At 56.5% G+C, this 17,735-nt stretch carries 19 protein-coding genes; 10 read left to right on the forward strand and 9 right to left on the reverse strand.

Annotated features, from left to right (window positions below; translation table 11 throughout):
• Positions 1 to 83: 83 nt before the first annotated feature.
• On the reverse strand, positions 84 to 920 hold the full coding sequence (locus AUC61_RS07975) for a CvfB family protein (RefSeq protein WP_243245425.1): 837 nt from the start codon (positions 918 to 920) through the stop codon (positions 84 to 86).
• 362 nt (positions 921 to 1,282) lie between these two features.
• On the opposite strand from AUC61_RS07975, the gene AUC61_RS07980 reads away from it, so the two are divergent.
• The 4 genes from AUC61_RS07980 to AUC61_RS07995 all read left to right on the forward strand — a co-directional run bounded on the left by AUC61_RS07980 (position 1,283) and on the right by AUC61_RS07995 (position 3,971).
• Positions 1,283 to 1,471, forward strand: a complete 189-nt coding sequence (locus AUC61_RS07980; RefSeq protein ID WP_027898056.1) for a hypothetical protein — start codon at positions 1,283 to 1,285, stop codon at positions 1,469 to 1,471.
• Between the two features lie 183 nt (positions 1,472 to 1,654).
• Positions 1,655 to 2,167: a hypothetical protein gene (locus AUC61_RS07985; RefSeq protein ID WP_243245426.1), complete on the forward strand. Its 513-nt coding sequence runs from the start codon at positions 1,655 to 1,657 to the stop codon at positions 2,165 to 2,167.
• Positions 2,168 to 2,312: 145 nt separating this feature from the next.
• A complete protein-coding gene (locus AUC61_RS07990) occupies positions 2,313 to 3,038 on the forward strand; it encodes a TorF family putative porin (protein WP_243245427.1) in 726 nt (241 codons plus the stop codon).
• 63 nt (positions 3,039 to 3,101) lie between these two features.
• On the forward strand, positions 3,102 to 3,971 hold the full coding sequence (locus AUC61_RS07995; protein ID WP_243245428.1) for a DUF6279 family lipoprotein: 870 nt from the start codon (positions 3,102 to 3,104) through the stop codon (positions 3,969 to 3,971).
• 168 nt (positions 3,972 to 4,139) lie between these two features.
• Here the strand turns inward: AUC61_RS07995 and AUC61_RS08000 are convergent, their stop codons facing one another.
• Complete coding sequence (locus AUC61_RS08000) at positions 4,140 to 4,535, reverse strand: transcriptional regulator (protein WP_243245429.1); 396 nt, start codon at positions 4,533 to 4,535, stop codon at positions 4,140 to 4,142.
• Between the two features lie 180 nt (positions 4,536 to 4,715).
• Between AUC61_RS08000 and AUC61_RS08005 the strand changes: the two genes are divergently transcribed.
• A complete protein-coding gene (locus AUC61_RS08005; protein ID WP_243245430.1) occupies positions 4,716 to 4,988 on the forward strand; it encodes a hypothetical protein in 273 nt (90 codons plus the stop codon).
• A gap of 111 nt (positions 4,989 to 5,099) precedes the next feature.
• Here AUC61_RS08005 and AUC61_RS08010 read toward each other — a convergent pair whose 3' ends face one another.
• Positions 5,100 to 6,446: a DEAD/DEAH box helicase gene (locus AUC61_RS08010; protein WP_122665973.1), complete on the reverse strand. Its 1,347-nt coding sequence runs from the start codon at positions 6,444 to 6,446 to the stop codon at positions 5,100 to 5,102.
• A gap of 180 nt (positions 6,447 to 6,626) precedes the next feature.
• On the opposite strand from AUC61_RS08010, the gene AUC61_RS08015 reads away from it, so the two are divergent.
• A complete protein-coding gene (locus AUC61_RS08015; protein WP_243245431.1) occupies positions 6,627 to 7,898 on the forward strand; it encodes a mechanosensitive ion channel family protein in 1,272 nt (423 codons plus the stop codon).
• A gap of 49 nt (positions 7,899 to 7,947) precedes the next feature.
• Here the strand turns inward: AUC61_RS08015 and AUC61_RS08020 are convergent, their stop codons facing one another.
• The 6 genes from AUC61_RS08020 to AUC61_RS08045 form a co-directional block, all read right to left on the reverse strand.
• Entirely contained in the window at positions 7,948 to 8,844 is an 897-nt protein-coding gene (locus AUC61_RS08020) for a nucleotidyl transferase AbiEii/AbiGii toxin family protein (RefSeq protein ID WP_243245432.1), read from the reverse strand.
• The gene (abiEi, locus tag AUC61_RS08025) at positions 8,831 to 9,400 is read right to left on the reverse strand and encodes a type IV toxin-antitoxin system AbiEi family antitoxin (RefSeq protein ID WP_243245433.1); all 570 of its coding nucleotides are present in this window, start codon (positions 9,398 to 9,400) and stop codon (positions 8,831 to 8,833) included. Before abiEi ends, AUC61_RS08020 begins: the two co-directional genes overlap by 14 nt.
• Before the next feature lie 83 nt (positions 9,401 to 9,483).
• Positions 9,484 to 10,350: an EamA family transporter gene (locus AUC61_RS08030; RefSeq protein WP_243245434.1), complete on the reverse strand. Its 867-nt coding sequence runs from the start codon at positions 10,348 to 10,350 to the stop codon at positions 9,484 to 9,486.
• A 189-nt stretch (positions 10,351 to 10,539) separates the two neighbouring features.
• Complete coding sequence (locus tag AUC61_RS08035) at positions 10,540 to 11,754, reverse strand: aldose 1-epimerase family protein (RefSeq protein WP_243245435.1); 1,215 nt, start codon at positions 11,752 to 11,754, stop codon at positions 10,540 to 10,542.
• A 267-nt stretch (positions 11,755 to 12,021) separates the two neighbouring features.
• On the reverse strand, positions 12,022 to 12,621 hold the full coding sequence (locus AUC61_RS08040) for an FMN-dependent NADH-azoreductase (RefSeq protein WP_243245436.1): 600 nt from the start codon (positions 12,619 to 12,621) through the stop codon (positions 12,022 to 12,024).
• 283 nt (positions 12,622 to 12,904) lie between these two features.
• Positions 12,905 to 13,219, reverse strand: coding sequence for a 3-phosphoglycerate kinase (locus tag AUC61_RS08045; RefSeq protein WP_087270668.1), 315 nt, complete (start codon positions 13,217 to 13,219; stop codon positions 12,905 to 12,907).
• Between the two features lie 59 nt (positions 13,220 to 13,278).
• On the opposite strand from AUC61_RS08045, the gene AUC61_RS08050 reads away from it, so the two are divergent.
• The 4 genes from AUC61_RS08050 to AUC61_RS08065 all read left to right on the forward strand — a co-directional run bounded on the left by AUC61_RS08050 (position 13,279) and on the right by AUC61_RS08065 (position 17,652).
• Positions 13,279 to 14,202, forward strand: a complete 924-nt coding sequence (locus AUC61_RS08050) for a LysR family transcriptional regulator (protein ID WP_243245437.1) — start codon at positions 13,279 to 13,281, stop codon at positions 14,200 to 14,202.
• Positions 14,203 to 14,215: 13 nt separating this feature from the next.
• The gene (locus AUC61_RS08055; protein ID WP_243245438.1) at positions 14,216 to 15,004 is read left to right on the forward strand and encodes an alpha/beta fold hydrolase; all 789 of its coding nucleotides are present in this window, start codon (positions 14,216 to 14,218) and stop codon (positions 15,002 to 15,004) included.
• A 136-nt stretch (positions 15,005 to 15,140) separates the two neighbouring features.
• Positions 15,141 to 15,707 (forward strand): peptidylprolyl isomerase, encoded by a 567-nt coding sequence (locus AUC61_RS08060; protein ID WP_122665980.1) that lies wholly within the window; start codon positions 15,141 to 15,143, stop codon positions 15,705 to 15,707.
• A gap of 112 nt (positions 15,708 to 15,819) precedes the next feature.
• Entirely contained in the window at positions 15,820 to 17,652 is a 1,833-nt protein-coding gene (locus AUC61_RS08065; RefSeq protein WP_243245439.1) for an ABC transporter ATP-binding protein, read from the forward strand.
• The last annotated feature ends 83 nt before the right edge of the window (positions 17,653 to 17,735 follow it).

Genomic DNA, 17,735 nt, shown 5'->3' on the forward strand with positions numbered 1-17,735 from the left:
GCGGCACGCCCTGATGAGCATTGACGGGTTGGACCCCATGCCAGGCAGGAACGATCCATCGTCCCTGCTTTAACCGATGAACGTCAGACCAGCTCGATGCGGTCTGCGTGGATCACGATCTGGCCTTGCTTGTACAACGCACCAATGGCTTTCTTGAAATTGCCTTTGCTGACGCCGAACAGGTTGCTGATGACCTGCGGATCGCTCTTGTCACTGACAGGCAACACGCCGTTGTTTTCCTTCAGCTTGCCGAGGATCTTGCTGTTCAGACTGCTGGCGGCTTGCTCGCCCACCGGCTGAAGGCTCAGACTGATATTGCCGTCTGTGCGGACTTCCTTGATGTAGCCCTTTTCCTGTTTGCCGGCACGCATGAACTTGAAGACTTCGTTCTTGTGGATCAGGCCCCAGTGCTTGTTATTGATAATCGCCTTGAAGCCCATGTCTGTCGCTTCAGCCACCAGCAAGTCCACTTCCTGACCCACGCTGTAACTGGCAGGTGTTTTATCCAGATAACGGTCCAGACGCGCAGTGGCGGTGATGCGGCGGGTGTGTTTGTCCAGATAGACATGCACCACGCAGTAATCGCCCGCCTGCAGGGTACGCTTCTCTTCCGAGTAAGGCAGCAGCAGATCCTTGGGCAGGCCCCAGTCAAGGAACACACCTATGCTGTTGACTTCAACCACCTTCAGGCTGGCGAACTCACCGACCTGAACCTTGGGTTTTTCTGTAGTGGCCAGCAGCTTGTCTTCGCTGTCCAGATAAATGAAAACGTTGAGCCAGTCTTCATCTTCGCTGGGAATATCCTTGGGGATATAACGATTAGGCAGCAGAATTTCGCCGTCCGCCCCGCCATCCAGATACAGACCGAAGTTAGTGTGTTTAACCACTTGCAAGCTGTTGTAACGCCCGATTAAAGCCATGTGCAAATACCCTCATTACGTGGGCGGCATTCTACCCGAGTTTGCGTCCAATGATGCTGGCGTAGAACGGGGTCAGGTTGGCCAGGAAAAAGACTGGAAAAATCAGCCAATTGCCTCAGGCTGACGAGCCCGGAATACGCTCCATTCGTCAGATGCCAAAGCATTTGAGCGGCCCGACATTCGGATAAACGCACATTCTTCTGCAAATAACTTATCAATTAAAACAACCGGTTAGCCCGACACCATTAATTATTTAGCCCCTGAACCCCGATAATTATGCGCTGTTTTTAAGGGGATATTTCCCAAGCAATTGTCAAGCTATTCGTGTACCATTGCTGGCCGTATTAAGTTTATATAGGTTAATGGCAGCCATGCGCGTAAAAGCATCCAACTCGAAAGCAAAGCCAGCTCCAGCCGTTGAAACGAGCGACTCGATCAACGCCCAGATTGCTGCTTTCCTCAAGTCCGGTGGCGAAATTCAGCAGATTGCCAAAGGCGTCAGCGGCCAGACTTTCGGCCCGTCCAAACAGATTACCCTCGGCAAGAAGTAATTCTTCCCCCGCTCCAGTTGTCGATCTCTTTGCGTCTTGGCTCTCAAGACGCCAGAGCTTGCTAACCTTCGTTGCAACCAGCCGTTTTCAACCTGACTGCCAAAGCCATTGCCTTCCCCATTGCCTAGTTGTCCGGCGACGGGCAGGATGATGTCTCGAAGCCAGCCTTTGCGGAATGCACGAATGAAGAACTGGATGCTGTTCGGCGCACTGATCTACCTGACGGGTTGCGCATCTCACAACTGCAACACGGTTCCTGATGACGGCCACCCTTCGGGCAGTGATTGTCGTGCGGAGCACTTGCTGTATCAGAATGACATGCTGCAAGCCAAGTTGTTGATCAGTGAAGCCGATCGGGAAAATTACGAGCTGGCTGAAGCGATGTTGCATCGCGCGGGTGTAAATGATGCGTCTGGCGAGGCCGAGTTTTACCTGGCGGTACTATTGATTCGTCAACAATCGGATCAGCCTCGTGTCATCGAATTGCTTGAAGATGCAGCTGATCAAAAGCATCCGTTGGCTATCGCACTGCTCTCCCAGCAACTCAGCATGACCGATCAGAAAAAGTCTGAAGCTTACCGCGCCGAGTACGCAGAACTGGACGTAGCCAAGAGTGGCTACCCCTCTTTCGATCAGGCGTTGGTGGTTATTCGAGGCTTGATCATCCCGCAGGCTCAGGCGACCGCTTCGAACTGATTCTCACGTGGATCGACGAACGGTCTTCGCTCTACGACTTTCGTAGGTATGCTGCGAGGCTCTAGATCGCGGTTCCCCATGTTTTTCCTGTTGGGCCTTTGGCCATTTCAACCTGCCCCCTCCGTAACATGAAGGAGTGAGCACGATGCTCAATTTTCGCTATTGCGCGCTTACCGTTAGCGCTTTACTGGTTTGTCAGCACGCATCCGCCCAAGTGATTGAGCGGGAGTTGGGGGATTTCAGCCTGAAATTAGGCACCTCGCCGACGCGCAGCATGGCCCAAGGCCTGGTGACGCAGAGCGGCTCGGGCTCATTCCACGGCGGGCTGGACCTGACCCACGACAGCGGTTTCTACTTTGGCCAATGGTCGCCCAACGTCGGCGTTACGGAAGACAGCACGCTGGAGCTCGACTCTTACATGGGCTTCAAGAAACCTTTCGACCAGACACTTGGCTATGAACTGGGCATGATCCGCTACAGCTACCCGGACACCAGCCAGATCGACACCCACGAGTTTTACGCCGGCCTGCGTATCCTCGACAGCCGGGTCGGCGCAGCCTTCAGCAATGACATTGGCCGACGCGACAGCACCCTGATCGTTGACCTGGGCGGCATCGAACAACTAGGGCTCGGCATACGCATGCAGTACGCCAACCATCAGTACGATGCCCCCCAACAAATCTCGGACGGCAGTATCGTAACCAGTTTCAATGACTGGTCGCTGAACCTGTCCCGCCCGTGGCTGGGCATGGACATGAATCTGATCTACAGCGGCTCCAGCCTGACAGGCAACGACTGCAGCGCGTACAGCGGGCACAACCCCAATTGTGAGGGTACCTTTACCCTCAAGGCCGTGCGCTCATTCTTCTGATGCAGTGAACTGCTACTCTTTGGCCCGCTCTACACAAACAGGCAGGTCCACTGAGGAGTCGTTATGCGCACCCCGTACAAAGCCTTCATTTCGTTGTTGATGGCGCTGTTTATCCTTGGCGGCTGCACGCGCATCGGGCTGGCGTATCGCAATCTGGACATCATCATTCCCTGGTCGCTCAGCGACTATCTGGAGATGAATGCCTCACAAAAAGACTGGTTTGACGAGCGCCTCAAAGAACATTTGAGCTGGCACTGCACGACGCAATTGCCCGGTTATCTGGGCTGGCTGGATCGATTGCAGCGAATGGTCGAGACCAATCAGGTCACCCATGATGGGCTACAGGCCAGGACTGACGAAGCGAAGCTGGCGATTGCGCAGATATCCCAACAGATAACGCCTTCAGCAGTGGAATTGCTCGCCCAACTGGACGACAAACAAGTGCTGGAGATGCAGAACGCGTTCGCCAAGGACCAGCGCAAACGCGAGAACGAATTCCTCAAAGAACCACTGCCCAGACAGATCAGTGATCGTGCAGAGCGTATGGAAAAGCGCCTGAGCCCGTGGCTCGGCAAGCTAAACGCGACTCAGCAACAACGCATTCAAAGCTGGTCAGAGTCGCTCGGCGAACAGAACCGTGCCTGGCTCGACAATCGCGCGAATTGGCAGAGGCTGTTTGTCGCTACGGTTCAGGACCGTAAGGCACCGGACTTCTCCAAAAAGATCGCCAAGCTGTTGCAGGATCGCGAGACCTTCTGGACGCCTGAATATCGCGAGGCTTATGACCGTACTGAGCAAGCGGCCATTACATTATTGGTGGACTTGATGGCGCAAAGCACGCCGGAACAGCGCCAACGCCTGCTGGGCAAGATTGCAGATACCAGAAAGGACTTTACGGATTTGAGCTGTTTGAAGGCGGCTCAGGCAAGCTGAGACAGTCGGGCATGCAACCACTGTCTACCTGCGGATTAGTCACTGTAGGAGTGAGCTTGCTCGCGATAGCGTTCAGGCAATCACTAAATACATGACTGGACATCTGCTACCGCGAGCAAGCTCACTCCTACAGAGATGCGTTTCAATTCAGCGGCTTGCGGGCATTTCTCAAGCAATCTGCGCTTTGGCCGCAACCTCTTCAAAGATCGCCGGATCAAGGGCATCAGCCTGTTCATCCAACACCTGACGCGGGTGGTCATTGCCCGGGATGCTGCTGTCGATCAGCGCCAGTAACTGTGCGCCGAGCGGCGTCAGGATGAAGTTTTCGCCGTTACCGCCCTCCGCTTCCGGCCGCGACTGGATGAATCCACGGTCCAGCAGCAGCTTCTCGTATTCACCGGCAATGGCTTTCAGATGGTCCAGATTGCCCACGGGCTCACCTGCGGCAGCCGCTGCAGCGGCGTGCTCCTCCGCATACTTGCGGGGCTTGAAGGTGTCGTCGGCGCTGTTTTGTACCTCATGCAGCAAGCGTTCAACGAGGTCCCAGTCATAAGGCTTGTCCATTGTTATTACCTCCAGTCAACGTGGGTAAACGCCCTGACGGCCGCCGGCCTCGGGACATGTTGCTGAAGGTGTGACCCATGTCATCGCTCACCGTTCATCACCAGCCTCCCGGCGGTCGCGCTGAACTTTTGCCGAAAATGCTCGCTCCACCGCATAAGCCCAATGAAATCAGAGGCGCTTATGAAAATCCTGTTGAGTGTGACGGCGGCAATCACTTTGCTGACAGTCGTCCCTGCTTTTGCCTGTACGCCGGACGAGGCGACGGCAAAGCGTGAGCAATTGGCGATGGAAGTCCAGAAGCTCACCGAGCGAAACCCGACCAAGGCCAAGGAGATCAACGACGAGCTGCAGAGGATGGACCTGAAAAGCGAAGCGGCAGAGCTGCCGGACAAATGCCAATTGATTGATCAGCGGCTCAAGGAGTTGAATACGGCGGAGAGGAAGGTGGAGTGAGTTAAAGCCTGAGCCACCCCGTCAGGCCCTCTCGCCAACAAGTTGCCTCCCACCCCGATACCGCGTTTTTCGGTAGGAGCGAACTTGTTCGCGAGGAGGCAGGACATCGGTTTATTCAGCCGCAGGCGTCTCTGTCTTGCGCTTTTTCAGCGGTGCCATGCCGTCTTTGCTGACCAGCGACAGGGCGTCGGTCTTCGGACGGTTGGCTATTTTGCGTTTGGTAGGAGCCTTGGCGCCGGTTTTCTTCTTGTCGCCTTTGGCGTCGGTCTTTTTCTTCTTCACGCCGACCGCTTTACCTGAAGCCTTGACCTTCTTCGGCCCGCCGTAGCTGCCTTTGACTTCCTTGATGGTGCGGCGTTCGAAGCTCTGCTTGAGGTAGCGCTCAACGCTGGACATCAGATTCCAGTCACCGTGACAGATCAGCGAAATCGCCAGACCTTCTGCACCGGCACGACCGGTACGGCCAATACGGTGCACATAGTCATCGCCGCTGCGTGGCATGTCGAAGTTGATCACCAGATCCAGGCCTTCAACGTCCAGACCACGCGCCGCCACGTCAGTCGCGACCAGCACCTTGGTGCCGCCCTGCTTCAGACGGTCGATGGCAGCCTTGCGGTCCTTCTGATCCTTGTCGCCGTGCAGCACGAAAGCTTTGTAGTCCAACGCCACCAGACGGCCGTACAGGCGGTCAGCCAAGGCTTTGGTATTGGTGAAGATGATTGCCTTCTGATACGTCTCATTGGCCAGCAGCCAGTGGACGATCTGCTCTTTGTGGCTGTTGTGATCCGCTGTGATGATCTGCTGACGCGTACCGGAGGCCAGTTCACTGACGCTGTTAACCTGCAAGTGTTGCGGGTTGTTCAGCACCTTGCCGATCATTTCACGCAGACCTGCGCCACCGGTCGTAGCCGAGAACAGCAAGGTTTGCTGACGGTTGGCGCACTCATTGGCCAGACGCTCGACGTCTTCGGCAAAGCCCATGTCCAGCATGCGGTCAGCTTCGTCGAGGACCAGCACTTCCACGTTCTTCAGGTCCAGGTTGCCTGCGTTCAGTTGCTCCAGCAGGCGCCCCGGCGTACCGATGAGAATGTCCGGAACCTTGCGCAGCATTGCGGCCTGAACCTTGAAGTCCTCACCGCCAGTGATCAAACCGGATTTGATGAACGTGAACTGCGAGAAACGCTCGACTTCCTTGAGGGTCTGCTGCGCCAGTTCACGGGTCGGCAGCAGGATCACGGCACGAATGTCGACGCGAACCTTGGCCGGGCCCATCAGGCGATTGAGGATCGGTAATACGAATGCAGCAGTCTTGCCGCTACCGGTTTGCGCCGTCACCCGCAGATCACGCCCTTCCAGCGCCAGAGGTATGGCCGCAGCTTGCACTGGCGTCGGCTCGACAAAGTTAAGCTCGGCCACGGCTTTAAGCAGGCGTTCATGCAGGGCGAATTGGGAAAACACGGGTGTTACCTCGACGAAATACAAAAATACGGCGCATAGCGTAACGGTTTCGGGCGCCTGAGCCGAGTTTCTTTACTACCAACGGCCGATTTTGTTACGCAATTTGCCAACGTAACCCATTATCAGGGCCATGAATGTTCTAATTGCCGCGCTTTTTTCTTCAGGATTCGCAGACATCCCATGGATATTCAATCGTTATGGCTTCGCGCTCAGGAACTCTGGGCTGTGCTGGATCAACACCCGATTTTGCATGCCAGCCTCGGGCTGTTGCTGCTGCTGGTCGTGGCGCTGGTATCGGGGCGTCTGGCGCGCTTTCTGATCCTCCATGCCACGAAAATACTGGGTCGTCAGCCCGCGCTGCACTGGGTCAATGATTTACGCCACAACAAGGTCTTTCACCGACTGGCGCAGATGGTCCCTTCGCTGATCATCCAGTTTGGCTTGAATCTGGTGCCTGACCTCAGCAAAACCGGTCAGAACGTCATCGGCAACATCGCCCTGGCCTTCACCATTCTGTTCATGACGCTGGCCGTGGGGACGCTGCTCAACGCGCTGCTCGATATCTATGCCCGCACCACTCACGCCCGCACACGCTCGATCAAGGGCTACGTGCAACTGGCGAAGATGATTCTGTATATCTTTGCCGCGATCATCATTGTCGCGACCCTGATCGACCGCTCGCCGCTGTTGCTGCTCTCGGGTCTGGGTGCCATGTCGGCAGTGATTCTGTTGGTCTACAAGGACACGCTGCTCTCATTCGTTGCCAGCGTGCAACTGACCAGCAACGACATGCTGCGGGTCGGCGACTGGATCGAAATGCCGCAAGTCGGTGCCGATGGTGACGTGGTGGATATCACCCTGCACACGGTCAAGGTGCAAAATTTCGACAAAACCATCGTTTCTATCCCCACTTGGCGCCTGATGTCCGAGTCGTTCAGAAACTGGCGCGGCATGCAGCAATCCGGTGGACGGCGCATCAAACGCAGCCTGTTTATCGACGCCAGCGGTGTGCGCTTCGTGCGCGACGATGAGGAGTTGCAACTGAGTCAGGTCCACCTGCTCACCGACTACATCAGCCGCAAACAGGCCGAACTGCTGGCCTGGAATCAGGCTCAAGGTAACGTGGCAGCCCTGTCAGCCAACCGCCGACGCATGACCAACATCGGCACCTTTCGCGCGTACGCCCTGGCCTACCTGAAGAGTCATCCCGATATCCACCCGGACATGACCTGCATGGTCCGCCAGCTGGAAGCTACGTCCCAGGGCGTACCGCTGGAAATCTACTGCTTTACCCGCACCACCGTCTGGGCAGAATACGAGCGCATTCAGGGCGATGTTTTCGATTACCTGCTGGCGGTACTGCCGGAGTTCGGGCTAGGGGTTTATCAGCAGCCGAGCGGGTCGGATATGCGGGCGGGGTTGGCGGGACATGCTGAAACGACGACGCTTTGACAACAGCAGACATGGCCAGCTCCAGGGCTGGCCACTTTTGTCGCGGGGATCACATTTTAAAACTGGCAGCGGACGCATCACCGATCAAAGCCTGCTCGACGGGAGCATAGAGACTGCGAATATGAGCCACAAGAAATGCCCAGAACGCAGGATCATTCACCGTTTGTAGAACCAACTGCGAAGGCAAAAAGCGGGTCATCTCCTTGCGAAAATCGGTCGCCACCGCCGGATCGTTATCCAGCAAATCCATACGCTCTTTGAGCAAGGTCAAAAAAGCTGCTACTTCGCACTTATGGTCGTGCAACTTATTGCCTATCAATGCGAATGCCGGGATTACGCTCTGCTGACGTAACCAGACCATATCCCACAAATCGCGGTTTTTGATTCTGTTGGGACGCAGAGCAAAAGCCACGATTTTGTCGGCGTAGATTTCTTCCCGTGTCTCGGCCTGAAGTATCAACCCACTGGTGCCCATGTCGACACCGTACGGATTGAGCAGCAGCATTGGCTGGGGCTGATAGCTGGGGATTGAGCACACATCGATGTTGATACGCTGGGCAGGCAAGTCCTTGCGTCCAGGCCTTGTCTGGATTTTCAGCTTCCAGGTATCAACATTGCTCTCTTCGCGAACAGGCTCACTGATCTGTACCTCAAGTCCATATTTGGCTTCAAGGCTTGAGACAAGTACCCGCGCCAGTTCGGCCAGACTTTGGCGGCTGAAATCGGCACCGCCAGTAAAGTCCAGATCCTCACTTAAACGATTCGAACCATAACAGGCGCGAAGGCAGGTCCCGCCAATAAAGGTCAACGTGGCGAGCATCCCGGCGGAGCTAAGTGCCAGCATGATGTCGTGATGCAATAATTCTTTTTCAACCACCACGCGCAACGGTGCGAGGTCCTGCCTGTTCTTGAGCGCTTCGTTCACCAACTCGTCAAATAAGCTCATCAGCGGCACTCCAGTCGATCAGATCCATTTTTCGTTTCGCGGCCTTCATGTCGCGCAACGCTTGTCTTGGCGACGCTCGCCATAATCGGCAGGCTGCGTCGTAATGAATATGGCCCACGAGGGTCTGTGGCGTTTGGCGGGTATGTACGAACTCGATGCTGCCCCACTTGCCACATGAAATCGTGCTGCTACGCCCCGAAGACATCAGAGTGATCCATTGGATCGGGATTTGCGAAATGACCCCGACGTCGCTCAACGCTGTTTCCAGGCTGATGTAATTAAACTGTTGGGCGCGGAGCCTCGCGGCGACATGAAACAAAACCAGACCAGAGTCAGGTTTTGCGGGCTCGAACAGATAAAGTCCACGGCAGACCCGGGACAGGTATCCATCCGAAGCTGCGCGGCTCAATAAGGCCTTATAGGCCCCTGTGGAGATGTCAGGAAGCAATGCCCTGAGGTCGTCTGGCGTGAAAAGATAGCGCTCTGGAGTCGCAAATTGAGTCAACCGCTGTATCAATCGCCGCATGGGTTGAAGCGTATCGGGAGAAATATCCATGCTACAGACTCAACAGAAAGTTACAACAAATGTAACTTACCGTTGAGTCCCCTACAACAACCTAAAACTTTTGGACGCATGAATCAGCTCAGTACACGCCTGCGTACAAGCCCAAGCCGACTCACCCACAACGACACCAGAATCAGCACCCCGCCAAAAGCCAGACGCCCTAACGGCTCGTTCTGGTTCCAGATCAGCAGATTGATCAGCAACCCGACCGGCACATGCAGAACGTTGAATACGGCCAGGGTACCGCCGTTCACAAGGCACGCACCTTTGTTCCACCAATACATACCCAACGCCGTGGAGCAAAACCCGAGGAACAGCAGCACCGCCCATTGATCCGCTGCGTCTGGCAGACGCTGTGGATTGCCAAACATCAGGAATGCGGGCAATGCAATGATCAACGCGCCGAGATAGAAGTAGCCAAAACGCCGGTAATGTGGCAGGTCGCTGGGGTAGCGGGCGACCAGATGTTTGTACAGCACCTGACCTGCGGCGTAGGTGAAGTTGGCCACTTGCAGCAACAGGAAGCCGCCGAGGAAGTTGCCGTCGATGCCGTCCCAACGAATAACCCCGGCACCCAGTACGGCCACCAATGCAGCCACGAGCGCCCACGGGTTGAAGCGCCGATTGAGCGCATCTTCGATCAGGGTTACATGCAGGGGCGTGAGGATGGTGAAGAGCAAGACTTCCGGCACGGTCAGCACCCGGAAGCTCAGGTACAGACAGACGTAAGTGATGCCGAATTGCAGCGCACCGATGACCAGCATGCCACGCATGAAGCCCGGTTCCACCCGGCGCCACTGGGTCAGCGGGATGAAGACCAGCCCGGCCAGCACAACGCGGATCAGCACGGCGAAGTAGCTGTCGACATGCCCTGCCAGAAAAACGCCGATCAGGCTGAATGAAAACGCCTGAATCAGCGTCACGATAAGTAGATAACCCATGAGTGCTCCCCTGTGAAGGCGGCGACCTTAACGGGTTGGTGTCAGCGGTGTCCATAAAGCACGGCGAATTCCATGTAGGAGCGCACGAGCTACGCGAGGCCGCGATGACGATGTACCAGAAAAACCGCTATCGCGGCCTCGCGTTGCTCGTGCGCTCCTACAGAAAAGAATCTGCCCGCCTGACCAGACTTATTCCTTACTCAAATCCACCAAAGGCTCCTGACGCACCTCGGTCGCACGCCCAGCCTGAATATCCTTGACCTTGCCCAGAGCCGTATCGACCGCGGCTTTACCCGCCAACAAGCTGTAGCTGATCTCAAACTGGCGTTGTTCTTTAGGCCCAATGGTCGGCACCAGATTCAGCGGCCGTTGATAACGACGGTTGTAAGAGAAGCTGGTACCTGGCTCCAGCCCCGTCACATAGCCCTGACCTTTGGTATCGGTGTTTTTCCACAGCGAAAACACCGGCAACTGCTGGGTGTTGAAGCCCAGCGACACGCCCAGACTGCCGCCTTTGTTATGCAGGACTGCCAGGGTCTCGCCTTTGGCATCGCCGTAAGGCACTACGTTGTAGACGGTTTCGTCATAGTCTGGCGTTGGCGCACGATAGGTTTGCCAGTCACCAAGGTCACCCTTGGCTTTCTCGTTGAACGGTGACACCTGCTTGACCGGCGCCTCGAAACGAGCGCCCTGCTCCAGAAACGGCGTGCTGAAGTTGCTGTGATACAGCGCCTGATATTCCTTCGGGTAATCCCCGTTGTTGGTCAACGTGTCGTTAAGCGTGAAACGGGTACTGCCCGCCTCGGTCACCAATTCGGTCTGCACCGAGAAATCGACCTTCTTGAACGCCTGTTCCTTCAGTTCGCCTTTCAGGCGGATCGCATAGGGTGGTTTTTCGTCGATGTGCAAGGTCACCTTGCTGGCCGGAATGTTCGCCGCGCGGCCGTGAAGGGTCAGCAGCTCGCCGTTATCCATGCCCGGATGCCCGACCCACTCATAACCACAGCGCGTCACCAGCTCATTGAAGCCTTCCAGCCAGCCAAGACCGCCCCGGCCATTGAGTTCGATAAAGGCCGGATTGACGACTTCCTGCACGGGCGAGTCCCAGCCCATACGCACGTCACCGACAGATGCTTGCAGCACGTTCATGCCACGAGTGGGCACCACTGAAAGCTTCATCGTGCCATTGTCGATGTCGATCACGCTCACGCCTTCCTGCCGACCGCCATGCAGGGTGCGCATCGTTACGGAAAAAGGCTTGTCGGTTTTGACACCTAGCTGGGCGCTGGTGATTTGCTGATTCTGGGCAGGTTTATCGGTGTCGAGCAGCACGTAGTCCCATGCGGCAGCCTGTGTAGCGACGGCAATCGCACTGAGGCCGAAAAGCCAGGCAAGAGGTTTCATTGGGGTAGTCCTTATTGGAATTATTGGGTTCGCTGCAGTATCGGGCCGAATCGGATTAATCGTTTCAGCTACCGTCCGAGTCTAGTCAAACTGACGAAAAACAGGAAACGTAATTCGGAAACTCAGCACTGAAAAAAGCACGCACAAGAAAAAGCCCGATGCCCCCCCAAAACGGGGGTCTATCGGGCCATGCACCCAGGAGCGGGAGGTGCCAAAGGGAATTCGGTACAACCGTTGATTCAATGAAAAGCGCAGCAGTCGTTCAGATCAAGCCACCTGTGCGAGTTTGGCGACGGCCTGGTTCATGCCTTTTTCGACAAAGTCACCGCCCATGTTCAGACCTTCAGCATGGACAAAAGTGACATCGTGAATGCCGATGAAACCCAGCACCTGACGCAGGTACGGTTCCTGATGGTCCAGGCTGCTACCGGCGTAGATACCGCCGCGAGCGGTGAGGACAATGGCGCGCTTGCCAACCAACAGGCCCTGCGGACCGGTTTCACCGTATTTGAAGGTCACGCCAGCACGCAGCACATGGTCCAGCCACGCCTTGAGCGTGCTCGGGATAGCGAAGTTGTACATGGGCGCGGCCAGCACCAGTACATCAGCAGCAACCAGTTCGTCGGTCAGCAGATCAGAACGCTCCAGTGCTGCTTGCTCGTTGGCCGTGCGCTGATCAGCGGGCTTCATCCAGCCGCCCAGCAATGTCGAGTCCAGGTGCGGAACCGGGTCCTTGGCGAGATCACGAACCGTCACCTGATCAGCCGGATGCGCTGCCTCCCACTGGCCAATGAATTGCTGAGTCAATTGGCGGGAAACCGAATCCTGCTGACGGGCGCTGCTTTCGATGATGAGGACGCGGGACATGATCTGTGGCTCCAACGAAGAGATATGTGTTCGATGGAGTGAAGGTTAAGCGTTAACATATCGATTAAAAAGCGTAAAAAACTGCTACAAAGCATCTAATAATTTGTTTTATTCAAAAGCTGGTTTACCCTGAAACCCTATCTCCTGACTGCCTGTAGGAGCTGTCGAGCACCGCGAGGCTGCGATAGTGATTTGCCTGACACACCGCAATCGCAGCCTCGCGGTGCTCGACAGCTCCTACAGAATGCGATTCAAGTGAGAAAACGGCACACGGCTACCAGCTTTACTCGGCCTTGCAGGTCAGACTGATGCGCAGCTTGATGATGCTGCGGTTGAATTTGGCAGTCACGTCAGCGCTTTTCTTCGCGGCGACGGTAATGCGCCGGGTGCGAGGCGCTTCGGGGCCGTTGCGAAACACCACGCTGCACTTGGCGTCGACATCGCCGTAGTTGTTCACCGTGATCGAGCCCGTGTCGTAAAACGTATCGTGAGCGGTGTAGTCGACTTGAACGCCCTCGTAGCTTTTCTCCACTTCGATGGGGTAAGCCCAGGCCGTCAACGGCAGCAGCGCCAGCAACACACAACAGATTCTGTTCATCGGCAGTCTCCAGAAGGGATTGCAGATTAGGATAAAGCGCTACAAAAGAGGAGCACCACATGAAAGCCCCCCGCGTTACCCTCGATCAATGGCGAACGTTGCAGGCCGTCGTCGATCACGGCGGCTTCGCCCAGGCAGCCGAAGTGCTGCACCGTTCGCAATCCTCCGTGAGCTATACCGTGGCGCGCATGCAAGAGCAGCTTGGCGTACCGCTGTTACGCATCGACGGGCGCAAAGCCGTACTTACCGAAGCCGGTGGCGTGTTGCTGCGTCGCTCACGGCATCTGGTCAAACAAGCCAGCCAGCTCGAAGACCTGGCTCATCACATGGAACAGGGCTGGGAAGCCGAAGTGCGCCTGGTGGTGGATGCTGCTTATCCCAGCGCACGGCTGGTGCGTGCCTTGACCGCTTTCATGCCCCAGAGCCGAGGCTGTCGCGTGCGACTGCGCGAAGAAGTGCTGTCCGGCGTCGAGGAGGTTTTGCTGGAAGGTGTCGCCGACCTGGCCATCAGCGGTTTCAGTATTCCCGGTTATCTGGGTACTGAAATGAGCAACGTGGAATTCGTCGCCGTCGCCCACCCGGAACACGCACTGCACCAACTGCAGCGCGAGCTGAACTTCCAGGATCTGGAAAGCCAGCTGCAAGTCGTGATTCGCGACTCCGGTCGCCAGCAACCCCGAGACGTAGGCTGGCTGGGGGCCGAGCAACGCTGGACGGTCGGCAGCCTTGCAACCGCTGCGACATTTGTCAGCAGTGGTCTAGGCTTTGCCTGGCTGCCACGGCACATCATCGAGCGCGAACTGCGTGAAGGTGTGCTCAAGGCGTTACCCATGGACAAAGGTGGCAGTCGTAACCCGACCTTCTACCTTTACTCCAGCAAAGACAAACCACTGGGGCCAGCGACGCAAATCCTCATCGAGTTGATCCAGACCTTTGACACCGCGCCACTGACCGCCGCTTTCGCCGCACCACAACAAGCCTGACAAGGACCTGTCCATGGCCCATTTCGAACATGATGGCTGCTCACTGCATTACGAAGAATATGGCCAGGGCGCGCCCCTATTGTTACTGCATGGCCTGGGTTCAAGCTGCCGGGACTGGGAATATCAGATACCGGCGTTTGCCGCACGCTATCGGGTCATTACCATGGACATGCGCGGCCATGGCCGTTCAGACAAACCCCGGGAGCGCTACAGCATTCGGGGTTTCAGTGCCGACGTTGAAGCGCTGATCGAGCACTTGAATCTGGGTCAGGTGCATGTGCTCGGGTTGTCCATGGGCGGGATGATCGGCTTTCAGCTAGCGGTCGATCATCCTCATCTGCTGAAAAGCCTGTGCATCGTCAACAGTGCCCCCCAGGTGAAAGTGCGCAGCGCCAACGACGTCTGGCAATACAGCAAGCGCTGGGTGCTAGCCCGGCTGCTGGGCATGCAGACGCTGGGTAACGCGGTGAGCCAGAACCTGTTCCCCAAGCCTGAGCAGGCACAGTTACGGCAGCGCATGGCCGAACGTTTTGCACAGAACGACAAGCGCGCCTACCTGGCCAGTTTCGATGCCATTGTCGGCTGGGGCGTCGAGCAAAAACTGTCGCGCATCACCTGCCCTACACTGATCATCACAGCGGATCGGGATTACACGCCAGTGGCACTCAAAGAGGCGTATACAGGATTGATAACCAACGCCAGGCTGGTGGTGATCAACGATTCACGCCACGCAACGCCGCTGGAGCACCCAGAGCAATTCAATCGGATCGCGCTGGAATTCATCGATTCAGTACAGGCCTGAGGCGACCTGGCCATTTGGCTAAAGCGCTTTCAGGCTGGGCAAAAAAAGCCAAACGTGATTACCTTGTCGCCTGCATCGCTTCATGTGTCCGCATTATTGATCGCAGTCGAAACCACCCATCAGGATCTAATGACCCATGCTGAAAAAAATCGCTATCGCCGCCTGCTCCGTGTTGTTCGCCGCCAACCTCATGGCTGCAACACCTGCCAAGCCGACCCATGTCGTGCTCGACACCAGCTTCGGCGCGATTGAAATCCAGCTCGAAGACCAGAAAGCGCCGATCAGCACCGCCAACTTCCTGGGCTACGTCGACAGCGGTTTCTACAACAACACTATTTTTCACCGTGTGATCCCGGGCTTCATGGCGCAGGGTGGCGGCTTCACTGCACAAATGATGCAGAAGCAAACCAAGGATCCAATCAAGAACGAAGCCAATAACGGTCTGCACAACGTTCGCGGCACCGTTGCCATGGCCCGTACCTCGCAGGTCAATTCGGCCACCAGCCAGTTTTTCATCAACACCAATGACAACGCCATGCTCGACAACGGTGTACGCGACTTCGGCTACGCGGTGTTCGGCAAAGTGGTCAAAGGCATGGATGTGGTCGACCAGATCGTCAACGCCCAGTCAGGCAACAAACAAGGCATGCAGAACGTGCCGCTGGATCCGATCTATATCAAGTCTGCCAAGCGCGTCGAATAACCTCGGACACACCGCATGAAATCAGCCGAAGCATTCCTGATTTCATGCGGTCAGATCAGGGGAATATCCGCTCAGTAAGGAGAGCCTGCCTAACCCGTGGGCATCATTGCCAATGTTCTATCGTCGTTTCGAAAAACTGATCGATATCTTCCGTGACGCCCCTACCGACGCCCCGCCCAACAAAGTTCTGGCTTTCTACATTTACTACCTGCGACAGGTCTGGCCCAGCTTCGCTGCACTGTTGGTGGTGGGCCTGATTGGTGCCCTGATCGAAGTCGCGTTGTTCAGTTACCTGAGCCGCATTATCGACCTGGCACAGGGCACCCCCGATAAAAATTTCTTCAGCATCCACGCCGGCGAATTCATCTGGATGGCCGTGGTTGCGCTACTTCTGCGTCCCATTTTTGTGGGCCTGCATGACCTGCTGGTGCACCAGACCATCAGCCCCGGCATGACCAGCATGATTCGCTGGCAGAACCACAGCTACGTGCTCAAGCAAAGCGTGCGCTTCTTTCAGAACGACTTCGCCGGGCGCATCGCCCAACGCATCATGCAGACCGGCAACTCGCTGCGCGATTCTGCCGTTCAGGCCGTGGATGCGCTCTGGCACGTATTGATCTACGCCATCAGTGCGCTGGTGCTGTTCGCCGAGGCTGACTGGCGCCTGATGATCCCGCTGCTGGCATGGATCGCGGCCTATATCGCCGCCCTTTGCTATTTCGTGCCCCGGGTGAAAGAGCGCTCGGTAGTGTCTTCCGACGCCCGCTCCAAACTCATGGGCCGTATCGTCGACGGTTACACCAACATCACGACGTTGAAGCTGTTCGCTCACACCAATTTCGAACAGCAGTACGCCCGTGAAGCAATCAGCGAGCAGACCGAGAAAAGCCAGTTGGCCGGTCGCGTCGTGACCGCCATGGATACCGTGATCACCAGCATGAACGGCGTGCTGATCGTCAGTACCACAGGCCTTGCCCTGTGGCTCTGGACCCAGTCGATGATCTCGGTCGGCGCCATTGCGCTGGCCACCGGTCTGGTGATTCGTATCGTCAACATGTCCGGCTGGATCATGTGGGTGGTGAACGGCATTTTCGAAAACATCGGCATGGTGCAGGACGGTCTGGCCAGTATTTCTCAGCCTGTCAGCGTCACTGACCGCAAGCCGGCACCACGCCTGAACGTCGACAAAGGCGGCGTTAAATTCGACGGTGTGGATTTCCACTACGGTAACGGCAACGGCATCATTCACGGCCTGAACCTGGACATCAAACCGGGCGAAAAGATTGGCCTGATCGGCCCGTCGGGTGCGGGCAAATCGACCTTGGTCAACCTGCTGTTGCGCATGTATGACGTGCAAGACGGGCGGATCCTGATCGACGATCAGGACATTTCACACGTCTCGCAGGAAAGCCTGCGCGAGCAGATCGGCATGATCACTCAAGACACGTCGCTGCTGCACCGGTCGATACGCGACAACCTGCTCTATGGCAAACCCGAGGCCACGGACGAGCAATTGTGGGAAGCAGTACGCAAGGCCCGCGCCGATGAGTTTATCCCGCAGTTGTCCGACTCAGAGGGGCGAACGGGTTTCGATGCACAGGTAGGTGAACGCGGCGTGAAGTTATCAGGTGGTCAGCGCCAGCGTATCGCTATCGCACGGGTCCTGCTCAAGGACGCGCCGATTCTGATCATGGACGAAGCCACCTCGGCGCTGGATTCGGAGGTCGAAGCGGCGATTCAGGAAAGCCTGGAAACCCTGATGCGAGGCAAAACCGTGATCGCCATCGCTCACCGACTGTCCACCATTGCACGCATGGACCGCTTGGTAGTACTGGAAAATGGCCGCATTGCCGAAAGCGGCACCCATGCTGAGCTGCTGGCCCATGGCGGTCTGTATGCACGGCTGTGGCAGCATCAGACGGGGGGATTTGTGGGTATTGATTGAGCATAGATCTCTGTAGGAGTTACCCCGGAGCCCATGGCACCGTGCTGTCTCGCGGCGAGATATAGACCTGTAGGAGCTGCCGA

Origin of the sequence: Pseudomonas maioricensis, from assembly GCF_022790535.1 — a bacterium.
Classification (GTDB): Bacteria; Pseudomonadota; Gammaproteobacteria; order Pseudomonadales; family Pseudomonadaceae; genus Aquipseudomonas; species Aquipseudomonas maioricensis.

Excerpts from the sequence above, each read along its gene's own strand:
- AUC61_RS07975 (WP_243245425.1), bottom strand. The coding sequence starts at position 920 with ATGGCTTTAATCGGGCGTTACAACAGCTTGCAAGTGGTTAAACACACT.
- AUC61_RS08065 (WP_243245439.1), top strand. The coding sequence starts at position 15,820 with ATGTTCTATCGTCGTTTCGAAAAACTGATCGATATCTTCCGTGACGCC.
- AUC61_RS08020 (WP_243245432.1), bottom strand. The coding sequence starts at position 8,844 with ATGAGCTTATTTGACGAGTTGGTGAACGAAGCGCTCAAGAACAGGCAG.
- AUC61_RS08035 (WP_243245435.1), bottom strand. The coding sequence starts at position 11,754 with ATGAAACCTCTTGCCTGGCTTTTCGGCCTCAGTGCGATTGCCGTCGCT.
- AUC61_RS08040 (WP_243245436.1), bottom strand. The coding sequence starts at position 12,621 with ATGTCCCGCGTCCTCATCATCGAAAGCAGCGCCCGTCAGCAGGATTCG.
- AUC61_RS08005 (WP_243245430.1), top strand. The coding sequence starts at position 4,716 with ATGAAAATCCTGTTGAGTGTGACGGCGGCAATCACTTTGCTGACAGTC.
- AUC61_RS08060 (WP_122665980.1), top strand. The coding sequence starts at position 15,141 with ATGCTGAAAAAAATCGCTATCGCCGCCTGCTCCGTGTTGTTCGCCGCC.
- AUC61_RS08045 (WP_087270668.1), bottom strand. The coding sequence starts at position 13,219 with ATGAACAGAATCTGTTGTGTGTTGCTGGCGCTGCTGCCGTTGACGGCC.
- AUC61_RS07985 (WP_243245426.1), top strand. The coding sequence starts at position 1,655 with ATGAAGAACTGGATGCTGTTCGGCGCACTGATCTACCTGACGGGTTGC.
- AUC61_RS08030 (WP_243245434.1), bottom strand. The coding sequence starts at position 10,350 with ATGGGTTATCTACTTATCGTGACGCTGATTCAGGCGTTTTCATTCAGC.
- AUC61_RS08050 (WP_243245437.1), top strand. The coding sequence starts at position 13,279 with ATGAAAGCCCCCCGCGTTACCCTCGATCAATGGCGAACGTTGCAGGCC.
- AUC61_RS08015 (WP_243245431.1), top strand. The coding sequence starts at position 6,627 with ATGGATATTCAATCGTTATGGCTTCGCGCTCAGGAACTCTGGGCTGTG.
- AUC61_RS07995 (WP_243245428.1), top strand. The coding sequence starts at position 3,102 with ATGCGCACCCCGTACAAAGCCTTCATTTCGTTGTTGATGGCGCTGTTT.
- AUC61_RS08000 (WP_243245429.1), bottom strand. The coding sequence starts at position 4,535 with ATGGACAAGCCTTATGACTGGGACCTCGTTGAACGCTTGCTGCATGAG.
- AUC61_RS07990 (WP_243245427.1), top strand. The coding sequence starts at position 2,313 with ATGCTCAATTTTCGCTATTGCGCGCTTACCGTTAGCGCTTTACTGGTT.
- AUC61_RS07980 (WP_027898056.1), top strand. The coding sequence starts at position 1,283 with ATGGCAGCCATGCGCGTAAAAGCATCCAACTCGAAAGCAAAGCCAGCT.
- AUC61_RS08055 (WP_243245438.1), top strand. The coding sequence starts at position 14,216 with ATGGCCCATTTCGAACATGATGGCTGCTCACTGCATTACGAAGAATAT.
- abiEi (WP_243245433.1), bottom strand. The coding sequence starts at position 9,400 with ATGGATATTTCTCCCGATACGCTTCAACCCATGCGGCGATTGATACAG.